Annotated in this window: 8 protein-coding genes; 1 reads left to right on the top strand and 7 read right to left on the bottom strand. The window is 44.9% G+C overall.

Annotation, left to right across the window (positions count from 1 at the left end):
- Positions 1-375 precede the first annotated feature (375 nt).
- Positions 376-549, top strand: a complete 174-nt coding sequence (locus tag VB077_RS01085) for a protein sspF (RefSeq protein WP_323413357.1) — start codon at positions 376-378, stop codon at positions 547-549.
- Between the two features lie 77 nt (positions 550-626).
- On the opposite strand, the gene VB077_RS01080 is transcribed toward VB077_RS01085, so the two are convergent.
- The 7 genes from VB077_RS01080 to VB077_RS01050 all read right to left on the bottom strand — a co-directional run bounded on the left by VB077_RS01080 (position 627) and on the right by VB077_RS01050 (position 8,935).
- Positions 627-1,058, bottom strand: coding sequence for an Hsp20/alpha crystallin family protein (locus VB077_RS01080; protein ID WP_323413356.1), 432 nt, complete (start codon positions 1,056-1,058; stop codon positions 627-629).
- A 109-nt stretch (positions 1,059-1,167) separates the two neighbouring features.
- Positions 1,168-1,365: a CopZ family metallochaperone gene (locus VB077_RS01075; RefSeq protein WP_323413355.1), complete on the bottom strand. Its 198-nt coding sequence runs from the start codon at positions 1,363-1,365 to the stop codon at positions 1,168-1,170.
- Between the two features lie 95 nt (positions 1,366-1,460).
- Positions 1,461-4,175, bottom strand: coding sequence for a heavy metal translocating P-type ATPase (locus VB077_RS01070; RefSeq protein ID WP_323413354.1), 2,715 nt, complete (start codon positions 4,173-4,175; stop codon positions 1,461-1,463).
- A gap of 59 nt (positions 4,176-4,234) precedes the next feature.
- Positions 4,235-4,576, bottom strand: coding sequence for a metal-sensitive transcriptional regulator (locus VB077_RS01065; protein WP_323413353.1), 342 nt, complete (start codon positions 4,574-4,576; stop codon positions 4,235-4,237).
- Positions 4,577-4,753: 177 nt separating this feature from the next.
- Entirely contained in the window at positions 4,754-6,301 is a 1,548-nt protein-coding gene (locus VB077_RS01060) for a YifB family Mg chelatase-like AAA ATPase (RefSeq protein WP_323413352.1), read from the bottom strand.
- Positions 6,302-6,397: 96 nt separating this feature from the next.
- The gene (locus VB077_RS01055; RefSeq protein ID WP_323413351.1) at positions 6,398-8,221 is read right to left on the bottom strand and encodes an ATP-binding protein; all 1,824 of its coding nucleotides are present in this window, start codon (positions 8,219-8,221) and stop codon (positions 6,398-6,400) included.
- A 21-nt stretch (positions 8,222-8,242) separates the two neighbouring features.
- A complete protein-coding gene (locus tag VB077_RS01050) occupies positions 8,243-8,935 on the bottom strand; it encodes a response regulator transcription factor (RefSeq protein WP_323413350.1) in 693 nt (230 codons plus the stop codon).
- Positions 8,936-8,938: the final 3 nt, after the last annotated feature.

The raw sequence follows: 8,938 nt of genomic DNA, 5'->3' as shown, positions 1-8,938 counted from the left end.
TTGAAAAAGGAGTGCGGTTAGGCCTTTTTGGCATGCCCATTTTATGAGTGGGGTTCTTCATCTCCTTTTGCTCATCGTAATTCCCAGGGACTTTATCCCATCTTGGAGATTTCCTCCCTTTTTATTCCGAGAGGCTATTATTATTTTTATACCTGTAACATTCTTTATAATTAATTATTTTCCTTCCTTTTTAATACTTTTTATGGTAATTTTATTTAGTTCTTGAAGTCTTTTCATGAAGTAGAAATTGAGTTTTTTGATTATCATTTTTACCCTGTATATTACGCTCGGAAATATATCAAACTAAGGTTACTTTGTAAAATCTACAAAGTTATAATTCACTTGACTGTCCTACAAATGAAAGGAGGAAACTTTATGGCTAGACGTAACCGGAGCATCATGTCTGAAGGGCTTAAACAACAAATCGCTGATGAATTAGGTTTTGGCGATACTTTAAGACAGGAAGGTTTCGGAGCGGTTTCTTCGCGGAATTGTGGGAATATGGTGAAGATGGCGATTCAAATGGCCGAAGAGAATATGCTGCGTTAGTTGTCACTTTATGAACCGAAAAGACCGATAGGGATAATCAATACCCTATCGGTCTTTTCCTATTTTGATACTTTAAATTAATGGAAATCCACTTCTATCGTTCTCGCAGCAGGATTCCGGTCCTTTAAAAAAGTAAGTTTTAAAACTCCATTCTTATATGAAGCATGAGCTCCGTCCGTCTTTACGACAGTTGGCAATGTAACCGTCCGGCTAAACCGACCAAAGTAGCGCTCGGAATGATGTGTTGATTGATCTATTTCAGCTTTTGTTCGTTTCGTCTCACCCCGAATCGTCAGCAGTTTTTCATTAAGCTCTATCTGTAAATCCTCTTTGTTCTCGATTCCCGGTATCTCTGCTGTAACAATCACTTTTTCCGGTGTCTCATCAATATCAAGCCGGTATAACAATTTAGAAAGATCTTCGTTACCCCGACCGGGTCGGAAATGTCTGTCCATCTCCTCCCAAATCGGTTCGAACATACGGAAAGGTTCATAAGGAATTAATGGCATTGTCATCACCTCACTAAGATTTAAATAAGGAAACTTCAGGTAGAATTTAAAACTCCGCTGAAGTTTCCCTATCCATTGCTTAGTATGGTAATAAACCAGAGAATTATGCTTATTGAGCACTGTATCCGGCGTCAATAACAGCTTTTACTAACTCTTCGCGGCTGGCATTTCCTGATACTACCGCCTCTCCTTTAGCGAGATCAACCTGTGCCTCCTCGACACCATTAACACCCCGGAGTGCTTTTTCGACATGCATTTTGCAATGATTGCAGGTCATCCCCTCGACTTTTAATGTCGTTTGACTCATCTTTTCCACCTCCCGAATATCATCTTTATTTTTCTCTCCAGGCAATATTTTCAGTCCAGAGAAATCTGACCCATTCAATTTTTCACTTTAAAAGATTAATCCCTTAACTTTTTATCATAGCCTTTGAGTAAAAGTGAACTGGTGACTACCGAAACCGAAGAGAAGGCCATCGCCAATCCTGCCCATTCCGGGGGCAGCAATTCGCCGGTAATCGGGTAGAGTACGCCTGCGGCAATTGGAATCCCAATGGTGTTATAGATCAAAGCCCAAAATAGATTCTGCTTAATCTTGGTTAAGGTTTTCCGCCCTAAGCGAATTGCTCGTTCAACATCAAGTAAATCATTGCGTACTAAGACGACATCTCCGGTCTCCTTTGCAACATCTGTTCCGGAGCCGATCGCAATTCCAATATCGGCTTGGGCCAATGCCGGCGCGTCATTGATTCCATCACCCACCATGGCAACTTTTAGCCCTTGCTCCTGATATTTTTTCACGATGTTGATTTTATCCTGGGGCAGCACCTCGGCAATCACTTCGTCGATACCCACTTGCGATCCGACAACATTGGCCACTTTTTTATTATCGCCGGTGATCATGAATGTTTTAATGCCTAAGCGGTGTAAACGCGAAATAGCTTCCCTTGTGCTCTCCTTCAAGACATCGGCAAGCGCAATTAAACCAATGACTTCACCCTTTAAGGCAATAAAGCTTGTTGTCTTTCCTTCTTCAGCCAAACGCTGAAAATCCTGTTCGGATGAACCCAGATTCACTTTAAAGTTTTGCATCAGCTTTATATTGCCAATCAGGAGCTGCTGCCCTTCATAATCACAGATCGTCCCATGTCCGCCCACTTCCCGATAATTTTGGACTTCATCAATGGTTAGATTTTCCTCTTTAGCCCGTGCAACAACGGCTTGAGCCAGAGGGTGTATTGACGGATTTTCCCCGGCCGCTGCAATCCTGAGCAAGTCCTGATCTGCATATCCGCAATAACTAACGATATCCGTAACCTCGGGCTTTCCCTTCGTGAGTGTTCCCGTTTTATCGAAGCCTATTGCTTCAAGCTTTGATATTTCTTCTAAGACTGCTGCGGACTTAAACAAGATTCCACGGTTTAACCCCACACCGCTTCCGACCATAATTGCCGTCGGTGTGGCTAAGCCCAAAGCACAGGGGCAAGCAATGACAAGAACCGCGACAGCAGCAGTAAAAGCAAATACGAAGCTGCTATGGATCAAGAAATACCAAACTAAAAACGTCAGCAGAGAAATTGAAACAACCGTCGGGACGAAATAGTTAGAGATGGTATCCGCTAAGCGTTGGATCGGAGGTTTAACCCCTTGGGCATCCTCGACCATCTTGATAATCCCTGAGAGCATTGTATCTTTTCCTGTTTTCATGGTTTGAACTTTTATGCTGCCGGAAGTATTGATCGTCGCACCGATAACCGTATCCCCAATGGTCTTGTCAACGGGGATGGATTCCCCTGTGATCATCGCTTCATCAATGCCGGCTTGACCTTCAATGATTTGACCATCGATTGGAATCTTTTCACCCGGTTTTACAATAACAATATCGCCGAATTTGAGACTTGAGGCGGGAACCTCTTTTTCTGCTCCATCAACCAGGATTCTTGCCTTATCTGCCTGGAGTTCCAGCAAACGCTTCAATGCCTCACCGGCACGGCCCTTGGCCTTCGCTTCCAGATATTTACCAAAACGGACAAAGACAATCAATAGTGCGGAAGTATCGAAGAAAGTAGGGCCTGTAAAAAATACCTGCGGGAAAGTGGTCATCACGCTATATCCATAAGCCGCCGTTATACCCAAAGCAACCAGAACATCCATATTGGCAGAGCGGTTTTTTAAAGCATGATAGGCTCCCCGGTAAAATATCCAGCCTCCTGTAAATTGGACAATAGTCGCCAGAACAAGCATCGTATACATCGTTAACTCGCTCATGGGCAAATACATAAGCACCATGATGGGTATGGCAAGAACAGCACTGAAAATCAACCAGTATAGCTGCTTTTTGAGTGTTTTACCCTCTCTATCCTCATCTTTATTCTCAACCGGTGTGTAGCCTGCATCCTTAACTTGCTCGTATATTCCGGCTAGATCAATGAGGTTCGGGTTAAATTCCACATTGACGGTTTCCGAGGCAAAGTTGACAGTGGCGGAGCTGACACCGGGAGTGCTCTGTAATTTCTTTTCAATTGTCAATGCACAATTGGCACAGCTCATCCCACTGACCTTAAACTGCTTTTTGCCCTCTTCTTCCGTCTCGCTATAGGCTCCATAGCCAAGATCCTTAACTTTTGTCAAAACATCCTCTGGGGTAACCGCCTTTGGATCATATTCCACAGCCAGCTTTTCGGCTGCAAAATTTACCGCGGCAGACTTTACCCCAGGCATTTTGGCAAGACCTTTTTCAATCGTTAATGCACAATTGGCGCAGGTCATTCCATTTACCTTAAACATCTGTTTTTGATGATCTTCATGTTGTTCGGTCAAAGGTATCATTTCCGGGATTGCTGAAGAAGGTTCAGTCTCTTCCAGACCCGGTTCAAAATCGTCCCCCTCCGCGCTAAGCGGTGTTACTGAGTAACCTGCCTTCTCAATCGCCTTTTGGATTTCCTCTGTATTGGTTTGATCGGGATTATACGTAAACTCTGCCTTTGCTTCCTGCAAAGAAACATTGACATTATCCACCCCCGGAAGCTGTTCCAGGGCTTTGCGCACGCGGGCCACACAATGCTCACAGGTCATACCATAAACGGCTGTTTCACCCTTAATATTAGTACACTCCATCTACTCACCTCATTTAACCCCTTGCTTAATTTATATCAGCAAACTTGCTTAACATTTATTTATTTCATCATCTTAAAAATCGTCTTTAATACTTCATCAACGACCTCCTCATCTCCGGCTTGAAGCTGCTCTTTAACACAAGATTTCATATGCTTTTCGAGAAGAAGTTTGGAAACTCCATACAGTGCGGATTGTGCTGACGCAATTTGATTTAAAATGTCATCACAATAGACATGCCTTTCGATCATTCCCTTAATGCCTCGAACTTGCCCCTCGATTCGATTCATGCGGTTGACTAACTCATGAATCGTTTTTTCATTATGATGGCTTGTCCGCTCATTATTTATTCCCGGTTGGTGTTGGCAGCTCGGACAAGCTGGGTGTTTTTCATGTTCATCCATTATGATCGCCCCTTTGTATAAATAGTGTACCCCCCTATAGTATAAAAGTCAAATTATATATTTCTTACTCCAATCAATTGCCGTTTAAGCTAAATTTAATGGCACTAGGGAGAATAGCTCACCCTAGTGCCATTTGAAATAACTGCTTTATTTTCTTATCTTACTTCTTTTCGTCCCTTAGTCTCCGGTGACCTGTTGATCTAAGGCTCTTAACTGCAAGGCCTCTGCTAAATGGTGCATCTCGATTTTTTCTTTTCCTTCCAAATCAGCGGCGGTGCGTGCAACACGCAGAATACGATCGTAACCGCGAGCGCTCAGATTGCGCCGTTCAAAAACGGAACGCAAAAGGCGTTCGCTTTTGTCATCTAGGCGGCAGAATGTTTGAGTTTCCTCTGCTGTCATTTCGGCATTCGTTCGCGATTTTCCTAAGCGTTTCCACTGTCTTTCCCTCGCCTGTAAAACCCGCCCTTGGACTATAGCTGAAGTTTCTCCAAGCGATTTTGAACGCAATTCTTCGAACTCGACCCGCGGCACTTCGACCTGAAGATCGAAGCGATCCAATAATGGCCCGGAAACACGGCCGCGATAGGCTTCTACCTGTCTTGGGGTACAAGTACATGAGCATTGGCTGTCGCCATACCAACCGCAGAGACAGGGATTCATACTGGCAATCAGGCTTAGGCGGGCCGGATACTTAATGCTTCCCTTTTGACGGGTTACCGTGAGTTCCCGATCTTCTAAGGGCTGGCGCAAGGATTCTAAAACGCTTCGTGAAAATTCGGGAAGCTCATCCAGAAAGAGAACTCCATGATTCGCAAGCACGAGTTCGCCTGGTTTCATTTCCCGTCCCCCGCCAAGAATCCCCGCTGCCGTTGCCGAATGATGAGGTTGGCGAAAGGGGCGTCTCGTGATTAAGCTGCCCTTATGGCCAAGCAGACCGGCAATACTATAGAGTTGTGTAACTTCTAAACTCTCGCTTCGGGTTAAGGGCGGGAGAATCCCCGCGTAAGCCTTTGCTAACAATGTCTTACCGGAACCCGGAGGGCCGATCAATAATAGGTTGTGACCGCCGGCCGCTGCGATTTCCAGGGCGCGTTTTGCTTGCTGCTGCCCATGGATTGAGGAGAAATCAATACCCGTTCTTTCTTCATCATTCTCCGTTCTTCTGTCCCATTCATCTAAAGGGACAGCGTCATCAGTTGCATGGATAAACGGTGTCTCACCTTGGATTGCCTGAACCAGATTTTGAAGGTTAGGGGCAGTCTTGCTGCATATCTCGTCAATCAAGGAAGCTTCCTCATAGTTCTCAGCCGGAACAACCAAATTATATTTTGACCCCGCAAGAGAAACGGCCATCGCCAGGACCCCGGGAATCGGACGTAATGCCCCTTCCAGTGAAAGCTCTCCTACGAATACATAATTTTGCAGTTTGCTTTCTGCGCATTGGCCTGTTGCCGCTAAAATTCCCATAGCAATTGCAAGATCTAAACTTGACCCATCCTTTTTGATATCCGCAGGTGCTAAATTAACGGTAACCCGCTGTAATGGAAATTCATATCCCGAATTTCTTACGGCTGAACGGACTCGCTCCCGTGATTCCCGAACTGCAGCCGCAGGAAGTCCTACCACGTCAAAAATCGGCAAGCCGTTTGACACATCAACCTCGACCCGAATGATATGCGCTTGAATTCCCGAAACCGCCATCCCATAGACTGCAGCAAACAAACGAATCCCTCCTTATTAGAGGGATTCGACTCGTTTCTATATTATCCTTCCTATTTATTACATTAATTCCTATTGATGATATTCTTTCTTTGAAAGTTATTGCGGAATCCAAATGGTGAATTGTGTTCCCACGCCGAGCTTACTCTCTGCTTTGATGCTTCCGCTATGCGCTTCAACAATCTGCTGAACAATCGATAGTCCTAAACCCATGCCCCCATCTTTACGTGAGCGTGCTTTATCCACCCGATAAAATCGATCAAAGATATGATACAAAGCTTGAGGGGGGATTCCCTCCCCTTCATCCCGGATAACAAACTTTATTTTGTCTTCTTCCCGGCTGATTTGGACGTGGATTTTCTTACCTTGGGGCGTATGACGACATGCATTATCCAGCAAATTTATAAAGACTTGCAGCAAACGATCCCGATCTGCCACGATTTTCCCTTGGATTGATGAGATTTCCAGTTCAATCCCCTTTTCCTCGGCCAAACCTTGATACCGATATTTAAGCTCTTCCGTAAACTCACAAAGATCAATCGTTGACAACTCAAGGGCTTTCCAGCGTTCCAATCGATTCATCTCTTGAAGTTCATTCACAAGTTTAGCTAAACGACGAGCCTCATCGAGAACAAAGTCAATCTGCTCAGCCTGTTCTTCCTTAGGAATAACCCCATCCTGAATCGCCTCAAGGTACCCTTGGATGAGATGCAGTGGGGTCCGCAATTCATGGGTTACGCTCGCCATAAAATCGCGCCGTTCCTTCTCTGCCCGTAAAGAAGCAGTAATGTCCCTAAGAACGGCAACATATCCTTTCGCTTCATCGCGGGCTTTCGTTGAAGCTAAAGCCACCTGTAGCACTTGAGTATCAAGCGTAAGGTCTTTTTTTTGTTCATCTTCAGAGGATTGAAGAATCATCTCCCGAAGAAAACCGAGGATCTTCCGTTTTCGGTCTTCAGGTTCGTCTTCACTCTCCGTCCACAAAATCTTGGCCGGCTCATTCGTATATAAAACCTCTCCACCTGCATCAAGCATAATAACAGGATCGCTCATGCCTTCGACAATGCCCTCCAGAAGATTTCTCTCCTGAGACAGCCAATTCATATGGTCCCGCAAGCTTTCCCCCATGGAATTAAACGCACTGGCTAATTCACCGATTTCATCGCGGCTGTCCACCCCGGTAATCTTCTGGAAATCTCCTTGGGCCATCCGGCTTGCAGCCTTTTGCAGAATAAACAAGGGGCGAGTAACATAACGAGCGAAAAATAAGCTCAAGAGCGTTGCAAAAAAGACGGCAAAAAGCGAGGAATAAAAAATAATTCTGCGAAATGTAGAGATCGTTTCCTGGACCGGAACAGGTGTACTTCCCAGAAAAAGGACAGCCTCGGCAGGCTTTCCGATAGGCGTCGCGGCAATTAACATAGTTTGTCCGTTATTATTGTTCGGCAATGCTTCGATGGTCATTGTTTCCCCTGCTAAAACGCGCTGCAGCTCCTTCTGGGAAAAATAAAAATTGGGAAGCAGCGGATGAATCCACCAACCGGAAGCCCCTGTCACCCCTGTTCCATTTAACCCCATTCCGCCGTTCCAAGGCATGACATTACTAAATACTCCTCCGGTCGATATATTGCCTCTTATTGTAATCAGATCGCCCTTGGCGTTTAAGAGGACCAAAATCGTTCCTTGCTTAAGCTTCGTATTTTGCACAGTTGTTAATCGCTCCGCCCAACTGGATTGGCTCGTTAACTGATCCGTAATTTCCCGTGCATCATTGCCCAGCTCATTCAGCTTCTGGTTCAGATAGAAATCTCCAAACAGCCAAGTGATCGCTATCCCTAAACCGCCTAATACGCTTAGAATCAAGATCATCATCGAAGCCCATAATTTTATTGAAATACTCCAGTTACGTGGTCTGGGCATCATTTCTGTTTCCTTCCCTACTGACTAATTTCCGTTGAGCTTAGGATCAAATTTATATCCAACACCCCAGACTGTTCCAATCATACTTTTTACCTCTGGATTAGATAATTTTTCCCTAAGTTTTTTGACATGAGTATCAACAGTACGCGCATCACCATAGAAATCATAACCCCAAACCGTTTCCATCAATTGTTCTCTGGAAAAAACACGGCCCGGATTTTTAGCCAAAAAATATAATAACTCAAATTCCCTGGGTGTAAGTGTTATAATCTCATCTTCTATCATAACCCGATGCTTTTCCTTTTCAATCCTCAGTTTGCCAAACACCAGCACCGAATCATTTCCTGCCATGCTTCCCTTCGCCCGGCGGAGCAAAGCCTTAACCCTTGCCACGAGCTCCTTGGTGCTAAAAGGCTTCACTAAATAATCATCGGCCCCGAGTTCTAAACCAAGGACACGATCAAATTCTTCACCCCGTGCCGTTAACATAATGATAGGCACATTTGAGACTTTTCTGACCTCACGGCATACACACCAGCCATCCACCTCGGGCATCATCAAGTCCAGGATCATAAGCGCATAGCTGCTCTTATGAAATCTTTCCAAAGCTTCTCTGCCGTTTTCCGCTTCCTCAACCGTATAGCCTTCATTTTCTAAGTACATGCGCACTAAACGACGAATTCTTTCTTCATCATCAACGACTAGTATGGGCTCCAACGC

Source organism: Desulfitobacterium sp. (assembly GCF_034927245.1).
Lineage (GTDB): Bacteria > Bacillota > Desulfitobacteriia > Desulfitobacteriales > Desulfitobacteriaceae > Desulfitobacterium_A.
The sequence above is the reverse complement of the archived record's forward strand: the minus strand, read 5'-3'. Positions and strand labels throughout refer to the sequence as shown.

Coding starts and splice junctions, on each gene's coding strand:
- VB077_RS01085 (WP_323413357.1), top strand. CDS start 376: ATGGCTAGACGTAACCGGAGCATCATGTCTGAAGGGCTTAAACAACAA.
- VB077_RS01080 (WP_323413356.1), bottom strand. CDS start 1,058: ATGCCATTAATTCCTTATGAACCTTTCCGTATGTTCGAACCGATTTGG.
- VB077_RS01075 (WP_323413355.1), bottom strand. CDS start 1,365: ATGAGTCAAACGACATTAAAAGTCGAGGGGATGACCTGCAATCATTGC.
- VB077_RS01070 (WP_323413354.1), bottom strand. CDS start 4,175: ATGGAGTGTACTAATATTAAGGGTGAAACAGCCGTTTATGGTATGACC.
- VB077_RS01065 (WP_323413353.1), bottom strand. CDS start 4,576: ATGGATGAACATGAAAAACACCCAGCTTGTCCGAGCTGCCAACACCAA.
- VB077_RS01055 (WP_323413351.1), bottom strand. CDS start 8,221: ATGATGCCCAGACCACGTAACTGGAGTATTTCAATAAAATTATGGGCT.